The sequence below is a fragment of the Pseudomonas sp. UMAB-08 genome (genome assembly GCF_900095225.1).
GTDB lineage: Bacteria > Pseudomonadota > Gammaproteobacteria > Pseudomonadales > Pseudomonadaceae > Aquipseudomonas.
In genome coordinates this window covers 106,138-122,105 of record NZ_LT607418.1, presented here as the reverse complement: position 1 = coordinate 122,105, position 15,968 = coordinate 106,138, and the positions used below count along the sequence as shown (strand labels likewise).

Below are 15,968 nucleotides of genomic sequence, written 5' to 3'. Positions count from 1 at the left end.
GCTCCGTAAGGTGTACGCCGTTACCAACATACTCCCGGGCCTGTTCGCCGGTACGATTTACTCGCCGATAAACACGGCCGTGCGCTTGCTGTGAAACGCTTCAACGCCTTCCTTGAAGTCCTTGGAGCTACGCAAACGGCTGTAGCAGTGGCCTTCCATTTCGATCGCGACGGTCAGCGGCGCATCTTCGTTGTCGTTGATCAGTTTTTTCGCCGTGCGTTGAGCCAGCGGCGAGAAGCGACGCAGCTCGTCGACCAACGCATCGACGGTGCTTTCCAGTTCGGTATCCGGCACGACCTCGGTCGCGATACCCCAGGCATAGGCCTGGTCGCCGGTGATGCGTTTGGCGCGCATCACCATGTGCTTGGTGCGGGTGATGCCGATGATTTTCTGCAGGCGCGCGGAGCCACCCGAGCCGGGGATCTGCCCCAGGTTCTGCTCTGGCAAGGCGTAGCGAGTGGTCTGCGAAGCAATGCGGAAATCGCAGGCCAAAGACAGTTCGAAACCGACGCCAAAGGTGTAGCCACGGTTGGCAACGATCACCGGTTTTTCGCAACGAGCCGGTGCCGCGACGTTCCAGGCCAGCTTCGATACGTGCTCCGGCGAGGCTTCGAGGAAGCCCTTGATGTCGCCACCGCTGGAGAAGTGTTCACCCACCGAGCGCAGCACGATGACGCGCACGCCCTTGTGTGCATCGAGAGCTTCGAAGACCAGGCGCAGTTCATCACGCTGCCCCATGGAAATGACGTTCAACGGCGCCCGGTTGAGGATGATGTCAGCGCGCTCGCGGGACACATCGACTTCAACCTGGAAGCCATCGAACTGAGTGTCGAGAAATTGCTGGATCGCTTGCTGTTGCATGAGAGTGTCCTCTGGATGATTAGCTGATGGCCTTCAAGGCCTGTTCCTGAAATTGGGCCAGCAGCACGCGCCGCAGCACCTTGCCCACTGGAGATTTGGGAATTTGGTCGATGAACTGGTAACGCCGTGGCCGCTTGAATTTGGCCAGGCCCGAAGTAATGCAATGGGCATCGAGGTCGCCTTCCGAGACTTCGGCGCGCAGCTTGATAAACGCGGCAATGATCTTGCCCCACTGCTCGTCGGGCAGACCGACCACCACCACTTCTTCCACTGCCGGGTGCAGAGAAAGCATGTTTTCGATTTCCGCCGGGCTGACGTTTTCGCCGCCGGTGATGATCAAGTCATCGACACGCCCCGTGACGAACAGATCGCCCTCTAGATCGAAGTAGCCGATGTCACCGGTGAAATACCATCCGTCACGCAACGCCTTGGCGGTCGCTTCGGGGCGGTTCAGGTAGCCTTCGAATGCCTCGTCACTCGCCAGGTCGGCGATGATCTGGCCCTCCTCCATTGGGTTGACCTGCACGTCTGCCGTTTCAGCATCGATCGGCACCACGCGCACGCGCTGGTTCATTGCACTGCGCCCTGACGAACCGGGTTTGCGGCTGGCTTGCTGGTCGATGGTGAAGGTGTAGATCTCCGAGCTGCCGTAATGATTGACGAACAATTGCGGCTGGAACGCCTGCTCGACGCGACGCATCAAACCGTCGCTCATCGGTGCACCGGCAAAGCCTATTTTTTCCACACTGGCGACTCGCTCGCGGGCAAAGGCCGGGTGTTCGATGAGCATGTGGTAGAGCGTCGGCACCAGGTACAGGTTGCTGACCTTTTCCCGCTCGATGGCCTGCAGCGTGGCTTCCACGTCAAACTTGGGCACACAGACGAAATGCCCGTCGATCAGCGCCATGGACAGCAACGAACGCACGCCCATGGTGTGGTAAAGCGGCATGACACCCAGCGTGCACTCGTTCTGGCGGTAGAGGTTTTGCGCTACGTGGGCAACCGCCGCGGCGCGTTCGCAGCGGTGACGACGGGGCACGCCCTTGGGCTTGCTGGTGGTTCCGGAGGTGTACAGCAGCAGTGAAAAGTCTTCGGCGTCGGCCTGCAAAATGATGCCGGAGGGGGTCTGCGAACACAGTTCCTCGAAACTCAGGTCGGTGTTGGCGGCACGCAGACCGGTGGCGATCCGTGGCAGCCTTGTGGCGGCGCTGCAACCGGCCACGGCGGTCACGGTAGCGTCGTCGTAAGCCACTGCACGGATTTGCGCATCTTCGATGCAGTAACCCAGCTCCTCGGCAGTCGAACGCCAGTTCAACGGGGTCATGACGATGCCCGCAAACTGACAGGCCCAATGCAGGGTCGCCATCTGCCAGCGGTTTTGCATCACTACCAGCAGTCGATCACCGCGTTGCAGCCCAAGGCATTGCAAGCCCCAGGCGGCACTCTGGATATCGTCGAACCATTCTTCATAGGTTTTCTTCAACGCACCGTCACTGACCGCCACGGCGTGCGGCCGGCGTTCAACGGCAGCGAGGAAACTGCGTCCGAGATCGAACATTTTTGTTATACCCCTTTGTTCGTTTGGCGCTGGGCAGCGACTTCGAGCACGGCCTGGACGATGCCGGTGTAGCCGGTGCAGCGACATAGATGCCCCGAAAGCATGTCGCGTACCTGGGTCTCGTCCGGGTTGGGGACCCGTTCGAGGAAGTCCACGCAGGACATGAGAATGCCCGCAGTGCAAAAGCCACACTGCAAGGCGTGATGACGGCGAAAGGCTTGTTGCAGGTCGCTCAGTGTGTCGTCGTCAGCCAGGGACTCGACGGTCTCGATACGCCGCTCGTGCCCCTGTACCGCGAGCATCAGGCAGGTACGCATGGCGACTCCGTCCACCAGCACCGTGCAGGCACCGCAGACACCGTGTTCGCATCCGACATGGACACCGGTGGCACCGAGATCGTGGCGCAGGAAGTCGCAGAGTTGGGTCCGCGGTTCGGCTAGGGCTTCGCGGGAGCGGCCATTGAGTTCCAGGCGAATCGGGAAGGTTTGGTCGGCAGTTACACGCATGTTCAGACTCCTTCGATCAGCTGATGACCCAGCTCGCGAATCAGTTGGCGGCGATAGGCAGCGCTGGCCTGCACGTCGTCTTGTGCGTCGAGCGACCAGGCGGTTTGATTGAGCGCGTCCGGCAGCCCCGCACCACGAGGCAGACTGCGACGTTGCGGACGGTCAGCGACCCCGCCGATGCCGAGTTCGACCTGGTCCGCGCCGATGGCCGCGGCCAGGGAGACGATTGCAAAGTCGCCGTGGCGCATGGCGATTTCGCGGAAGCGATAGGTGATGCCTTCGCGTTTGAGCGGAAAACGCACCTCGACGACCAGTTCATCTGCACGCTTGTCGGTGGTGAGAATGCCTTGGAAGAAGTCGGCAGCCTTGACGATGCGCTTGCCTTTTTTCGACTCGAGAACGATCTCGCCGCCCAGCGTCACCAGGCACAGCGGCAACTCGGCGCTGGGGTCGGCATGAGCCACCGAACCGCAGACTGTGCCGCGATTACGCGTCTGGAAGTGACCGATCCAGGGCATCGCCAGTGCCAATAAAGGCACCTCGTCCATCAGGGTCGAACGCGCCAGCAACTGCGCCTGTCGTACCCCGGCACCTACCGCCAGGCAATCCTTGCGCAGTTCGATATAGGCCAGCTCAGCCACATGATTGATATCGATCAGCAACTTGGGTTGAGCCAGACGCATGTTCAACACCGCCATCAGCGATTGGCCACCGGCGATGATGCGAGCTTCCTGGCCGTACTCGGCGAGCAACTCAACCACCTGACGACGGGTGTCAGCCCGAACGTAATCGAAAGCAGCCGGTTTCATTGAGCACCTCCCTTGACAAACAGCGCGCCAAGCGAGGCCCGCAATCGCGCCCACCAGCCGGTGGAGATGGCTTGGCCGCTGACCCGTTGCGACAGGCGAGTAAAGATTTGTCCGATGATCACTTTCGAGGCCCCTTGCAACATTCGGCCGCCGACCGCGGCGACTTTGCCGCTGACCGCCACCTGGTATTGGTATTCCAGACGTGTGTGGCCATTTTCCAGTTCGACGAAACGCACCTTGGCCTGGCCCTGGGCCGAGCCCATGGAGCTGCTGCCGGAACCGGACAGACGCAATGAATGCGGCGGGTCCAGATCACTCAGGGCAACCTTGGCCTCGAAGCGCGCACGGATCATGCCGACGCCGACGGTGACGTCTGCGCGGTAACGGTTTTCGCCTTCAAGCACGAGGTCGTGGCAACCGGGAATGATCGCCGCCAGCGTCTGCGGGTCGAGCAAGGTATCGAAGACCTGTTGAGGCGAAGCAGGAATCACCACCGAGTCGTTGGCCCGCAGTGCCGGTCCACCGGCAGGTGCTACGTCCAGGTTTTCATCGGCCTCCATACCGGCGGGCCGTGGCGGCTCGTCGATCCCGATCAGCGTGCGTACTTTCGATGGCGTCAGTGGCAAACGGATGTCCGAGCGACCGAGGGCGTCAGCCACCGCGTTGGCGATGCACACCGGCGTGCTCATGTTGTTGCCCTCACCCACACCCTTGGCGCCCAGAGGGGTGAATGGCGATGGCGTTTCCATGTGCAGGATCATCGGTTCGATCACTTCCGGTGCGGTCGGCACCAGATAATCGGCGAAGGTCCCGCTTAGGAAGCTGCCGTCCTCTCCGTAGGCGAACTCTTCCATCAGCGCCGCGCCGAGGCCTTGGGTGAAGCCACCACGAATCTGGCCATCGACCAGCGCCGGGTTGAGCAGGCGGCCGGCGTCATGGCAGGTGACGTAGCGATCGATGTGGATCTCGCCGGTCATGCGGTCGATTTCCAGACCGCAAATGTCGAAGACAAAGCCGTAGCACAGCGAGCTATTGACCTGATCCTGGTCGTCCGGTGCCTCCAATTGCGGCGGGCTCCAGAACGCGGTTTCGCGCAGACCGCCGCTTTCACCTTCCGGTAGCAGGCCCGGCGACCAGTGGGTCGCACCGGCAATCCGATGAAATGGCGCTACCGCCCCGCCATTGACCACAAAAATCTTGCCACCCGCGAAACGAATATCTTCGGGACTGGCCTGCAATTGCTCGGCGGCAATCGCGGCGAGGCGATCACGGATCTTCAGCGCTGCCTTGTAGACGGCACCGGCCACCGCTCCGGCGAAACGGCTGGAATAGTTGCCAGAGGCAATCGACCAAGCGTCCTTCTGAGTGTCCAGCTCGACGTTGACCACGATGGATTCCAGCGCAACCCCAAGCACTTCGGCAACGACCTGAGCGACGGTGGTTTGATGTCCCTGCCCTTGCGGTGCGGAGGACACGTGCACACTGACGTCACCCAACGGGCCGACGTTGATGGTTGCGGTGGCGACAGCGCCGTTTTTCGGACCGGCCTTGCGTCGCTCTTCGGGCGTCATCGCGGTGGTGATGTAACCCATGTTGGAAATCGAGGGTTCGATGACCGCTGCATAACCAATGCCATAGATTCGGCCTTCGGCACGCGCCTGATCACGACGTTTGAGCAACTCCTCGAGTCCACCGTCAGCCGCCGCCAAGGCAATGCCTGCCTGGTAATTGCCGGAATCGAGCAACGCACCGGCGGCCGCGCGATAAGGGAAGGCATCGGCCGGCACCAGGTTGCGGCGGATCACGTCCAACGGATCAAGTTTCAACTGCACGGCGATGTGTTGCAGCAGCCGCTCCAGGGCGAAATACACCTGCGGGCCACCAAAACCACGGTTCAGGCCGGAAGGGGTTTTGTTGGTCAGCACCACTCGGTTGCGCACTTGCAAATTGCGGATTGCGTAGGCGCCCGTCAGGTTGCCGTGCATGCGGTAGAAAGTCGCCGGTTCAGGCGCTCTCAGGTAGGCACCACAATCGTCGATCTGGTCATATCGCAAAGCGGTGATGCGGCCATCCGCTTCTACCGCCGCTTCAATTTCGGTCACCCGATTGGTCGCCGAAGAAGCCCCCTGAAGATGTTCCAGACGGTCCTCGACCCACTTCACCGGTGCACCGACCTTGCGTGACGCCAGGCCCATCATCACCACGTAAGGGAAAACCCCTTGCTTGATGCCAAAGCTGCCGCCGGAATCTTTCGGTGTGCGCAAACGCAGGCGGTTGCCGGGCACATTCAGTGCCCGGGCCATGACCGTATGTAGCGCATAGGGGCCCTGGAAATTGGCCAGCACGTCATAAATGCCTGTAGCGCGCTCGTACTGAGCCAGCACCACATAGCATTCAATGGGCGTGCAGGAACTGCGTGGAAACTTCACTTTGAGCGAGACCTTGTGCGGCGCCTGCTCGAAGGCCTGCTCCGGCTCGCCATAACGAAAGCGCCGTTCGTTGACCACGTTGCTGCCGACCGCTTCATGCAGGATCGGCGCCTGTTCGGCGGTGGCCAGTTCGGGATCGATGATCGGGGGCAGCGGCTCGTATTCAACGCGCACACCTTCGATCGCGTCCTCGGCCAGATAGCGGCTCTCGGCGATCACCACGGCCACCGGCTCTCCGACGTAACGTACCTTGTCGACGGCGACGCACCAGTGCTCCATCGGCTGCCGGACACCCACCGGGAACGGCAGCGCCCAGCGTTTGACGTCTTCGCCGACCAGCACGCCGTGCACACCTTTCATCAGCAGCGCACGGGAAAAGTCCACCGAGGTGATCCGCGCATGAGCGTGGGGTGAACGGATGATCGCCGCGTGTAGCGTTCCCGGAGGGATCGCAGCGTCATCGGCATAACAGCCGAGGCCGCGCAACAATGCGGCGTCCTCGACACGGGTCTGACGGGCGCCGATATGGCCGGTCTGGCTTTCGGTAGCAGGCTGGAAACTAGTCATTTTTTTCGCGGCTCTTGTTGTTGTGCAGCGCGATAGCGTTAGAGCCGAGTGTGTGAGAAAGGCGCGGGGAGCGCCTTGCCTGAGGAGAGGGAGTTCTGCGCTGGGGTCTGAAAATTTGCCTTAGCGTCTGATTTTCAGGTCTGGATCCAGACAGAATTGGCGGTCAGGGATGTGAGGCGGGATGGCTCAGGAAAGCTTCGATTTCTGCACAGGGCATCGGTTTGGCAAAGTAATACCCCTGAAAAACATCGCAGCGACTGCTCTTCAGGAAATCCACCTGAGACGCCGTTTCCACGCCTTCGGCGACCACCGTAAGGCTGAGGTGATGGGCCATGGAAATAATGCCTTGGGTGATCGCTGCATCGTGATTACCAGTGGCGATTTCCTGGATGAACGAGCGGTCAATCTTGATCTTGTCGATAGGCAAACGTTTGAGGTAACTGAGGCTGGAAAAACCGGTGCCAAAATCATCGAGCGCAATGCGCACCCCCAACGCCTTGAGCCGGTGCAACGTGTCGATCGCCTGTTCAGCGTTATGCAACAGCAGCGACTCGGTGATCTCCAGCTCCAACTGCTCACCACGCAGACCATGTTTCTCCAGGGTGGTCTGGACACACTGGACGAACTGGCCACGCTGAAAATGCATCGGCGAAATATTCACCGCCATCGAGATGCCTGTGGTGCCCTGCTCGCCTAGCTGGCGCAGCTGCGCGCAGGCCGTATCGAGTACCCAAAGGCTCAGCGGGATGATCTGACCACTGTCCTCTGCCACCGGCACAAACACCGCGGGTGAGATAAACCCTTTTTCCGGATGCTCCCAGCGCAGCAACGCTTCGATCCCGACCACCCGACCCGTGCGCGCGTCTATCTGCGGTTGGTAATGCAGCTGCAACGACTGAGTTTCGATAGCCTTTTGCAGGTCATTGCGCAGGCTCGCGTGCTCGCAAACGCGCTGATTAAGATCGCTGGTGTACCACTGAAAGTTGTTGCGCCCTTGCTGCTTGGCTTTGTACATCGCCATGTCAGCCTGCTGGATCAGTTGCATCGGCTGCTCGATATGACCATCGCTCAGGGTGATGCCGATACTTGCACTCACGTGCAGGTCAATGCCCTGAATGCAGTAGGGTCTGGCAATGCTGGCCATCAAGCGCTCGACCACCGGTACAACGTCCTCATCACGAAGCAGGTCCGGCAGCAGCACGATAAATTCGTCACCGCCCATGCGCACGATGGTATCGCCGGGACGAACCTGCCGGTTCATACGCTGCGCCACCTCAATCAGCACCTGATCGCCGAAGTAGTGTCCGATCGAATCGTTGATGGATTTGAAACCATCCAGATCAATGCACATCACCGCCAGACGACGCTTACGCCGACGACTGATGTGACAATCCAGAACAAGCCGGTCTTCAAGCGAAACACGGTTAAGCAAACCGGTCAGGCGGTCATGGCTGGCGTTGAAGCTCAATTGGCGCTCGAAATGCTTCTGCTCGCTGATGTCCCGGGCAATGCCAAATACCCCGACGATCTCTCCGTTGACCATGATCGGCAGGTTAGAGATGTCCATGGTCAGCAGTTTTTGACTCTCGTCGAGAACCCGTGCCTCGAAGCGCTGAGGTTCTCCGGCGCGGGCTGCGGTAAAATGCTGACTGACCCGTTCCAGGTCTTCTTCGAGTACCAGATGGGAAAAGTGATGACCAATGAAATCGGTTGAGGTGCGCGGTTTCAGCTTCAGGCCTGCCGGATTCACACTCTGGATGTTGCCGGCCAGATCGAGGGCGAACACCGGGTTGGGGTTGTAAGTGAACAATGAACGAAAACGCTGTTCGCTTTCCTCCAGACGTTGGCCGTCACGCTCATGACGGATCGCAATGACTGCCAGCTGGGCCGCGCAGGCCAGTCGTTGAATCTGCGCCTGATCCGGCGAGTGGGTTCGGCTCTGGTACAGAGCAAATGTACCCAACACACATCCTTGATGGGAGAGCAAAGGCACCGACCAGCAGGAACGCAGGTTATGCCCCAGCGCCAGGCTGCGGAAACGCTCCCAGTTCGGATCCCGGGCGATGTCTTCGGTGACCACCAACTCGCGCCGGAACGCTGCGGTGCCGCAGGTTCCTTCCTGTGGACCAATGGCCATTCCATGAATCGCCTCGTTGTACTCGGCTGGCAGGCCGGGCGCCGCGCCGCTCAGCAAGTGTCTGCCCTCGGCATCAGTGAGCAGGATCGAGCAGACGGTTTCGGGGGCCTGTGCGTCGAGCATCTGGCAGATAGCGCAGAGTATGTCGCCCAGGTGATGATCGGTCGCAATCATACCGAGAATGTCACGTTGCGACTCGGGGAAGGTCTTGCTGTGAAAGCTTGGACGAGTATTCATGGTGGTTCCTGAAGACTCTCGAGGTCGTCCGGTCTTCAGAGAGCCAGAAATAGTGGCGGCCGATCACTGTCCACTAGTGCTTCGGACGCGCACTCTATAGAGCGCCAGCTAACTAATAAAAGGCTCAGATCCAACATAAAAAACAGTGTCAGATTGCCGCCGTTTGGCTGGAATGGTCGGGGTGCTTGGCCGTTTTGATGTTCTGCTGGCCGGACAGTCCTGAAGCTGCAGCCCGGTTTCCATGAACTTGGACCGATGAACATTTCCACGCCAATAGCCTTCGGACCTGAAGCAAAACATAGTAACGGCCTGCCTATGAACATATGACATCGCTCATAAGTTAAATAGCGAATCATGCTCAACCTAACACTTTGGCTCCGACTGTCCCTATTGTCTTATCCTCTATGCAACAACATAAATGGCTCGCCGCTCGATGCCTGTACGCGCAATGGTGCGGTGAGAATGTTGTTGGCCGAGTACATATTGGCGATTTGACCCTGTGCCCTGTCGAGTCAGCCCATTTTCGCCGCCATACCATTGTGCAATGCGCCTCGCACGAGCGATCAATGTTGTTGTCATGGTGCATCAACGTGCAGCGTTTCGGGTGTGTCGATATGCACTGATGCTGCAGTATCCAGATGAGGAGGAGCTTCGGTGTCGATGTGTGCTGTACCGAAGTCTGTATGGATCCCGGCAATGTCAGTGTGTACTCCACCTATGTCTGTATGGCCCGTGGTGCCGTCGGTATGACCTGTTGTTCCATCGGTATGGGTGGCGCCAATGATAGATTTTCAATCAGCGCCAACACACAGCTCTTCTAGCTTCTCCAACGTCAGGATCCAGCCGCTGCATACAAACGCCCTCTGGCTCAGCCCGAAGCTGAAACTGCAACGGAAGCCTTGCCCAGCCCGCCGCGCTGCATAACCTCGACGATGATGGGCACTGGAGTCATCAGGTGGTTGCGCATCATTGCGGTTGCACGAACGGTATCGCGGGCGAGGATGGCTTCGACCAGCGCGGCATGTTCCTCGCGCTTGAGCTTCAGGGCTTCGTCAGAAAAAACCGTTTGTGTCAGCCACAGGTGGCGGTAGCGCTCGGCTTGGTCAAACAGGTAGGTACGCGCCTGGAGTAAATGCTTGGAGCCGCAGCCAGCCGCAATGGCACTGTGGAAAGACTTGTGCCGCTCATCCCAGACGTCGAGCACCTGCTCGCGGGTTTTCACGTCCATCACCTTAGATAGCGTATGGGACTGCGCGAGTATCTGAGCCTCCCAGGCGTCGTCGCCGCGTTCGATGGCCAGGCCGACAATCATGGCCTCCAGGTTGGCGCGGGCATCATAGATGTCCTGCATTTCCTGCAGTGACATGGGCGCTACGCGGTAGCCTTTCTGGCTGATTACCACCACCAGGTGTTCAGCAACCAGTTGTGACAAAGCTTCTCGCAGCGGGCCTACACCAAGGTCATAACGCTCCTTCAGACCGCTCATGAGGAGCTTCTCTCCAGGCTTGAAAATTCCACGGATGATGTCCCGCTTAAGTCGCTCATACCCGCTGAATAGAGAGTTCTGCCTTGGGGTGAGGCTATCCAATGTACTGCTCCTCAACTCGTCAAAGTCGCCATTATACCTAAACATCTACTGGCCGAAAAATATCAGACAATGATCTATTTTGTCGCTTCTTTTGAAAAATGTAGACATTTTTAATTAATGGCGATATTTTCTCCTTTAGCTGACCCACATCAATACGGGAAAGCGCTTTTCACCCACTTTGCCAGGAGCCGCCATGAACGCCTTTACTCAGATTCAGGACCTTGTGATGCCGCTGCCGTCGGAAAGCAAGGGCTTCACCCTCGCCCCTTCCAAGCAGTCACCTCGCCTTCTTGAGCTGACCTTCGCCAAGGAAACCGTCGACGCGTTCGTTAGTGCTGTTGCCGAGTGGCCGGTACAGGCACTGGAGTACAAGTCGTTCCTGCGCTTTCGCGTCGGTCAGATCCTTGACGATCTGTGCGAAGGTACTCTGCGCCCGGTTCTGATCAACACCATCCTGGACCGCGCCACCGGCGGCATGCTGATCACCCCTGAAGGCCTGTGCGACGTGACCCAGGCGGATGACATGGTCAAGTTCTCTTCGGCAGTGGCTCACCTGATCGGTCGCTCCAACTTTGATGCCATGAGCGGCCAGTTCTACGCGCGCTTCGCAGTGGTCAACACCGACAATTCCGACAGCTATCTGCGCCAGCCACACCGTGTGATGGAGCTGCACAACGACGGCACCTTTGTTCAGGAGCGCACCGACTACGTGCTTATGATGAAGATCGACGAGCAGAACATGGAAGGCGGCAACAGCCTGCTGCTGCACCTGGACGACTGGGAAGATCTGAACCACTACTACACGCACCCGCTGGCCCGTCGTGAAATGCGCTTCACTGCCCCACCAAGCAAGAACGTGCGTGAAGACGTGTTCCACGCGGTGTTCGACAACGACGCTGAAGGCCGCCCGACCATGCGTTACATCGACCAGTTCGTGCAGCCAAAGGACTTCGAGGAAGGCATCTGGCTGACGTCCATGAGCGAATCCCTGGAAGGCAGCCAGAGGAAGGTGTCGGTGCCGGTGCCGGTCGGTAGCTTCGTCCTGATCAACAACATGTTCTGGCTGCACGGCCGTGACCGCTTCACCGCCCACCCAGGCCTGCGTCGTGAGCTGATGCGCCAGCGTGGCTACATCAGCTACCAAAAAACCATGTACCAGCGCGGCCAGTAAGGTTTGCCAACAGCTGAGATGACGAGGGCCACCACGTGCGGTCCTCGTCATGCCTCAAACAAAACGTAATTCAGGTGGGTGCAAGCTAATGGCTGCGTACGACTTCATTATCATCGGTGGCGGCATTGTGGGCATGTCCACGGCCATGCAACTGACCCAGGTTTACCCGGACGCAAAGATCCTCCTGCTGGAAAAAGAGTCCGGCCCGGCCAGGCACCAGACTGGCCATAACAGTGGCGTGATCCATGCCGGCGTTTACTACACACCCGGCAGCCTGAAGGCACGTTTCTGCCTGGAAGGAAACAAGGCGACCAAGGCCTTCTGCGACAAGCACAGTATCCGTTACGACGAGTGCGGCAAGCTGTTGGTAGCCACCAATGAGCTAGAAATGCAGCGTATGAGCGCGTTGTGGGACCGTACCGAAGCCAACGGTCTCAAGCGCGAGTGGTTGTCGGCCTCCGAGCTGCGCGAGCGCGAGCCGAACATCATCGGTCTGGGCGGTATCTTCGTGCCGTCCAGCGGCATCGTGAACTACGCACAAGTCACCGTAGCCATGGGCCGCGAATTCGAAGACGCCGGTGGCGAAATCCGCTACAACAGCGAAGTGGTCGCCATCGACGAGCGTCCCGATGAAGTTGTGGTGCGCACCGGCAATCAGGAGCACCACGGGCGTTTCCTGATCACCTGCTCGGGCCTGATGGCCGACCGCGTCGTGCGCATGCTCGGGATCAAGCCGAACTTCATCATCTGCCCGTTCCGTGGCGAGTACTACCTGCTGCCCAAGCAACACAACCAGATCGTCAACCACTTGATCTACCCGATCCCGGATCCGTCCATGCCATTCCTCGGCGTGCACCTGACCCGCATGATCGACGGTACCGTCACTGTCGGCCCCAACGCTGTGTTGGCGATGAAGCGTGAAGGTTATCGCAAGACCGATATCTCGCTGTCCGATATGTTCGAAACCCTGACCACTCCGGGCATTCTCAAAGTGCTGATGAAGAACCTGCGCCCCGGCCTGATCGAGATGAAAAACTCGTTGTTCAAGGGTGGTTACCTGAAAGAAGTTCAGAAGTATTGCCCAACCATAGCCAAGAGCGACCTTACCGCCTACCCGGCCGGTGTGCGCGCCCAGGCTGTCTCGCTGGACGGAAAGCTGATCGACGACTTCCTGTTCATCAACACCGCCCGTAGCGTTAGCGTTTGCAACGCCCCATCGCCCGCAGCGACGTCGGCCATCCCGATCGGTGCGTACATTGTCGACAAGGTCCGCGAGCAGTTAGCAAGCACCGGCGTCAGTTTCGTCAAACCGTTCAACTCCGTTCAGGCTGCATCCACTGCAACCTGAGGCTGGGAGCCAAAGCTGGGCGCCGCCGAGACACCCTCGTGTCATCGAAACTTTTTCCTGTATCCATGAGTGCTAATCAATGAACAATAATAAATTGTCACTTGCCGAAAAAGACGTACAACACCAACTTCACCCCTACACCGATGCCCGTGTGCACGAGGAAGTCGGCCCGCTCATCATCGAGCGTGGCGAGGGCATCTATGTCTACGACGACCAGGGCAAACCCTACATTGAGGCCATGTCCGGCCTGTGGAGCGCAGCCCTGGGTTTCAGTAACGAACGCCTGATCAAGGCCGCAGAGAGTCAACTGCGCAAGCTGCCCTTCTACCACCTGTTCGGCCACAAGGCGCACGCCCCCAGCATCGAACTGGCAGACAAACTGATCGAGCTGGCGCCGGTGCCGATGAGCAAGGTGTTTTTCACCAACTCAGGCTCCGAAGCCAACGACACCGTGGTCAAAATGATCTGGTATCGCAATAACGCCTTGGGCAAACCGGCCAAAAAGAAATTCATCAGTCGCATCAATGGTTACCACGGCATCACCATCGTCAGCGCCAGCCTTACTGGTCTGCCAGCCAACCAGCGCGGCTTCGATGTGCCGCTGCCAGGGTTCTACCATGTCGGCAACCCGCATCACTATCGCCATGCGCTGGCTGGCGAGAGCCAGGAGCAGTTCGCCGATCGCCTCTCCGCAGAACTGGAAAACCTGATTCTGCGCGAAGGGCCCGAAACCATCGCTGCTTTTTACGGCGAACCGCTGATGGGCGCGGGTGGAGTGATTGTTCCGCCGCGCACCTACTGGGATAAAATTCAGGCGGTCTGCCGCAAGTACGACGTCCTGGTGGTCGCGGATGAAGTGATCTGTGGCTTTGGCCGTACCGGCAACATGTTCGGCAGCGAGACCTTCGGCATTCGCCCGGACGTGATGGTGCTGTCAAAGCAGCTTTCCTCGTCCTATCAGCCGATCTCGGCGATTCTGATTAACGACGAGCTCTATCAAGGCATCGCAGACCAGAGCCATGCCTTGGGCACCCTGGGCCACGGTTTTACCGCCGGCGGCCATCCGGTCGCTGCCGCCGTAGCACTGGAAAACATCAAGATCATTGAAGAGGACAACTTGGTGCCGCATGCCGCCGCCATGGGCAAGATCCTCCAGGACGGGTTGAACCAATTCGCCGATCACCCGTTGGTGGGCGAAGTGCGTGGGCAGGGTCTGATCGCCGCCGTGGAGTTGGTCGCCGACCGTGCAAGCAAAGCCCCATTTGAGGTGACAGGTAAGCTCGGTCGCTACCTGGCCGGTCGCGCTCAGGAGCACGGCATGATCACTCGCAATATGGGCGATGCTATTGCCTTCTGCCCGCCGCTGATTTCCAGCGAATCCGAGATCCGTTTGATCCTCGAGCGTTTTGCCCGCTCGCTTGAGGATACCCAACGCTGGTTCAACGCTAGCCGCTAGGTCGCCAGCGATCCCAGAGGGAGTTCTTCGCCTATAAAAAAGCCGCTCGCTTATAGTAAGCAAGCGGCTTTGCGGACAGGGCCGAGAGTAATCAACCGGACGCTGTGCCCGTTCACTCAATGACAAAAGATAGGGCCCCCCACAGCAATTATTCGGCGCCCCGCTTCTCTTAACATCATGACTCTTCATACAAAAATAAAGAGAAGAGCCATGGCCTCAACCTTCAAGAAGCAGGGCAACAGCACCGACTACTCGGTCGTTACCGTTCCTGACACACACCGCATGAGTAAAAACTCGCTGACGATTGCCTGGTGGGGCATCTGCAGCGCAATGTTCTGGCTGGTGGTTTCTGCCACGCAGGCAATGACGTTCGGCACTAAAAACGCAATTATCGGCTTGGTACTTTCGGTGGTTGTTGGCGCCGAGGCCGAATTGACCCAGTTGCCGAGATATCACTAACCCGCTCAGACTCCTCGCGAACCACTACCTTTGCTGGATTTGTGTTGATTTGACAGCTATCTCAACCGCATCAAGGCCGGCGCAGCGTACTTCGCCTACGGGGCATCGAAGGACTCTATAGATCTCCGAAATCACCTGCATCGTTGCGTCTTCGATCGTTCCTTCATTACGGCATAAAACCCAGCCGTTATCTGAAATCGCTCGCTCGAACGCCTTGGTACAAGTGACATGCTCTTCCAGCTTATGGATCACAGTACTGCTCAGCCCACGCCGTCGTGCTGCTGCCCTCGCCCATGAAATATCAGGGGCGGTGACAACCCCGACATGCAAGTCTGGCACTCGCACGTTTCGATCCATGTTCAACTGTAGAATCTCTGCAAACGGGACTGTCCGGCGAAACGCGGCATCAGACGGGTACCAGCGATCGATCAAGATGATGCTGCCTGGTGGCTGTTTAGCCAGCACGTGCTGGGAAATCCAGGCACGGCTATCAGCAAAGCGCTCACAAACCTCCAACTCCAAATCCCGGGTGGGATCTCTGACGAGCTTGTTAACGAGGGCCATTGTTTCACCCCTGTAGGGATCACTTTTTTTCTCGCAAAGTCGGATCACCTTTTTGTTGTCGGCCCTCAGTGCTTTCGTAACGGCCTCCAACAGTGTGGTTTTGCCGGTTCCCTTGGGCCCATCTAGAGAAACAAACAGCGGACGATTCATTCTTCACATAACGATTGATATACGGTTTTTTTGCCCTGTTCGTTCACTGAAACCGCTTGGCGCGACTACGCGAATCGAGTGGAGGGACCTTATGAACAGACATTGATGAACACTCTAACCTGATGTCT

The 15,968-nt window shown here is 58.6% G+C and carries 12 protein-coding genes; 4 read left to right on the top strand and 8 right to left on the bottom strand.

The window, feature by feature from the left end:
- Nucleotides 1-57 precede the first annotated feature (57 nt).
- From K0F75_RS10400 to csiR, 7 genes are all read right to left on the bottom strand, one after another.
- The gene (locus K0F75_RS10400) at nucleotides 58-861 is read right to left on the bottom strand and encodes an enoyl-CoA hydratase/isomerase family protein (RefSeq protein WP_219061784.1); all 804 of its coding nucleotides are present in this window, start codon (nucleotides 859-861) and stop codon (nucleotides 58-60) included.
- 19 nt (nucleotides 862-880) lie between these two features.
- Entirely contained in the window at nucleotides 881-2,419 is a 1,539-nt protein-coding gene (locus tag K0F75_RS10395) for an AMP-binding protein (RefSeq protein ID WP_219061783.1), read from the bottom strand.
- A 5-nt stretch (nucleotides 2,420-2,424) separates the two neighbouring features.
- Nucleotides 2,425-2,925: a (2Fe-2S)-binding protein gene (locus K0F75_RS10390; RefSeq protein ID WP_219061782.1), complete on the bottom strand. Its 501-nt coding sequence runs from the start codon at nucleotides 2,923-2,925 to the stop codon at nucleotides 2,425-2,427.
- A 2-nt stretch (nucleotides 2,926-2,927) separates the two neighbouring features.
- Nucleotides 2,928-3,734 (bottom strand): xanthine dehydrogenase family protein subunit M, encoded by an 807-nt coding sequence (locus K0F75_RS10385; RefSeq protein ID WP_060742345.1) that lies wholly within the window; start codon nucleotides 3,732-3,734, stop codon nucleotides 2,928-2,930.
- The gene (locus K0F75_RS10380; protein WP_219061781.1) at nucleotides 3,731-6,730 is read right to left on the bottom strand and encodes a molybdopterin cofactor-binding domain-containing protein; all 3,000 of its coding nucleotides are present in this window, start codon (nucleotides 6,728-6,730) and stop codon (nucleotides 3,731-3,733) included. Before K0F75_RS10380 ends, K0F75_RS10385 begins: the two co-directional genes overlap by 4 nt.
- Nucleotides 6,731-6,893: 163 nt before the next feature.
- Entirely contained in the window at nucleotides 6,894-9,104 is a 2,211-nt protein-coding gene (locus tag K0F75_RS10375; RefSeq protein WP_219061780.1) for a bifunctional diguanylate cyclase/phosphodiesterase, read from the bottom strand.
- 868 nt (nucleotides 9,105-9,972) lie between these two features.
- Nucleotides 9,973-10,692: a DNA-binding transcriptional regulator CsiR gene (gene csiR, locus K0F75_RS10370; protein WP_257604301.1), complete on the bottom strand. Its 720-nt coding sequence runs from the start codon at nucleotides 10,690-10,692 to the stop codon at nucleotides 9,973-9,975.
- 193 nt (nucleotides 10,693-10,885) lie between these two features.
- Between csiR and glaH the strand changes: the two genes are divergently transcribed.
- The 4 genes from glaH (at nucleotide 10,886) to K0F75_RS10350 (ending at nucleotide 15,126) form a co-directional block, all read left to right on the top strand.
- On the top strand, nucleotides 10,886-11,863 hold the full coding sequence (gene glaH / locus K0F75_RS10365) for a glutarate dioxygenase GlaH (RefSeq protein ID WP_219061778.1): 978 nt from the start codon (nucleotides 10,886-10,888) through the stop codon (nucleotides 11,861-11,863).
- A gap of 88 nt (nucleotides 11,864-11,951) precedes the next feature.
- On the top strand, nucleotides 11,952-13,211 hold the full coding sequence (lhgO, locus tag K0F75_RS10360) for an L-2-hydroxyglutarate oxidase (RefSeq protein ID WP_219061777.1): 1,260 nt from the start codon (nucleotides 11,952-11,954) through the stop codon (nucleotides 13,209-13,211).
- 79 nt (nucleotides 13,212-13,290) lie between these two features.
- Nucleotides 13,291-14,667, top strand: coding sequence for an aspartate aminotransferase family protein (locus K0F75_RS10355; RefSeq protein ID WP_219061776.1), 1,377 nt, complete (start codon nucleotides 13,291-13,293; stop codon nucleotides 14,665-14,667).
- Nucleotides 14,668-14,877: 210 nt separating this feature from the next.
- On the top strand, nucleotides 14,878-15,126 hold the full coding sequence (locus K0F75_RS10350; protein ID WP_219061775.1) for a hypothetical protein: 249 nt from the start codon (nucleotides 14,878-14,880) through the stop codon (nucleotides 15,124-15,126).
- A gap of 24 nt (nucleotides 15,127-15,150) precedes the next feature.
- On the opposite strand, the gene K0F75_RS10345 is transcribed toward K0F75_RS10350, so the two are convergent.
- Nucleotides 15,151-15,840 carry a dTMP kinase gene (locus K0F75_RS10345; protein ID WP_219061774.1) on the bottom strand — a complete coding sequence of 230 codons (690 nt, stop codon included), beginning with the start codon at nucleotides 15,838-15,840 and terminating at the stop codon, nucleotides 15,151-15,153.
- Nucleotides 15,841-15,968: the final 128 nt, after the last annotated feature.

Coding starts and splice junctions, on each gene's coding strand:
- K0F75_RS10385 (WP_060742345.1), bottom strand. CDS start 3,734: ATGAAACCGGCTGCTTTCGATTACGTTCGGGCTGACACCCGTCGTCAG.
- lhgO (WP_219061777.1), top strand. CDS start 11,952: ATGGCTGCGTACGACTTCATTATCATCGGTGGCGGCATTGTGGGCATG.
- K0F75_RS10375 (WP_219061780.1), bottom strand. CDS start 9,104: ATGAATACTCGTCCAAGCTTTCACAGCAAGACCTTCCCCGAGTCGCAA.
- K0F75_RS10350 (WP_219061775.1), top strand. CDS start 14,878: ATGGCCTCAACCTTCAAGAAGCAGGGCAACAGCACCGACTACTCGGTC.
- K0F75_RS10400 (WP_219061784.1), bottom strand. CDS start 861: ATGCAACAGCAAGCGATCCAGCAATTTCTCGACACTCAGTTCGATGGC.
- K0F75_RS10390 (WP_219061782.1), bottom strand. CDS start 2,925: ATGCGTGTAACTGCCGACCAAACCTTCCCGATTCGCCTGGAACTCAAT.
- K0F75_RS10380 (WP_219061781.1), bottom strand. CDS start 6,730: ATGACTAGTTTCCAGCCTGCTACCGAAAGCCAGACCGGCCATATCGGC.
- K0F75_RS10355 (WP_219061776.1), top strand. CDS start 13,291: ATGAACAATAATAAATTGTCACTTGCCGAAAAAGACGTACAACACCAA.
- K0F75_RS10395 (WP_219061783.1), bottom strand. CDS start 2,419: ATGTTCGATCTCGGACGCAGTTTCCTCGCTGCCGTTGAACGCCGGCCG.
- glaH (WP_219061778.1), top strand. CDS start 10,886: ATGAACGCCTTTACTCAGATTCAGGACCTTGTGATGCCGCTGCCGTCG.
- K0F75_RS10345 (WP_219061774.1), bottom strand. CDS start 15,840: ATGAATCGTCCGCTGTTTGTTTCTCTAGATGGGCCCAAGGGAACCGGC.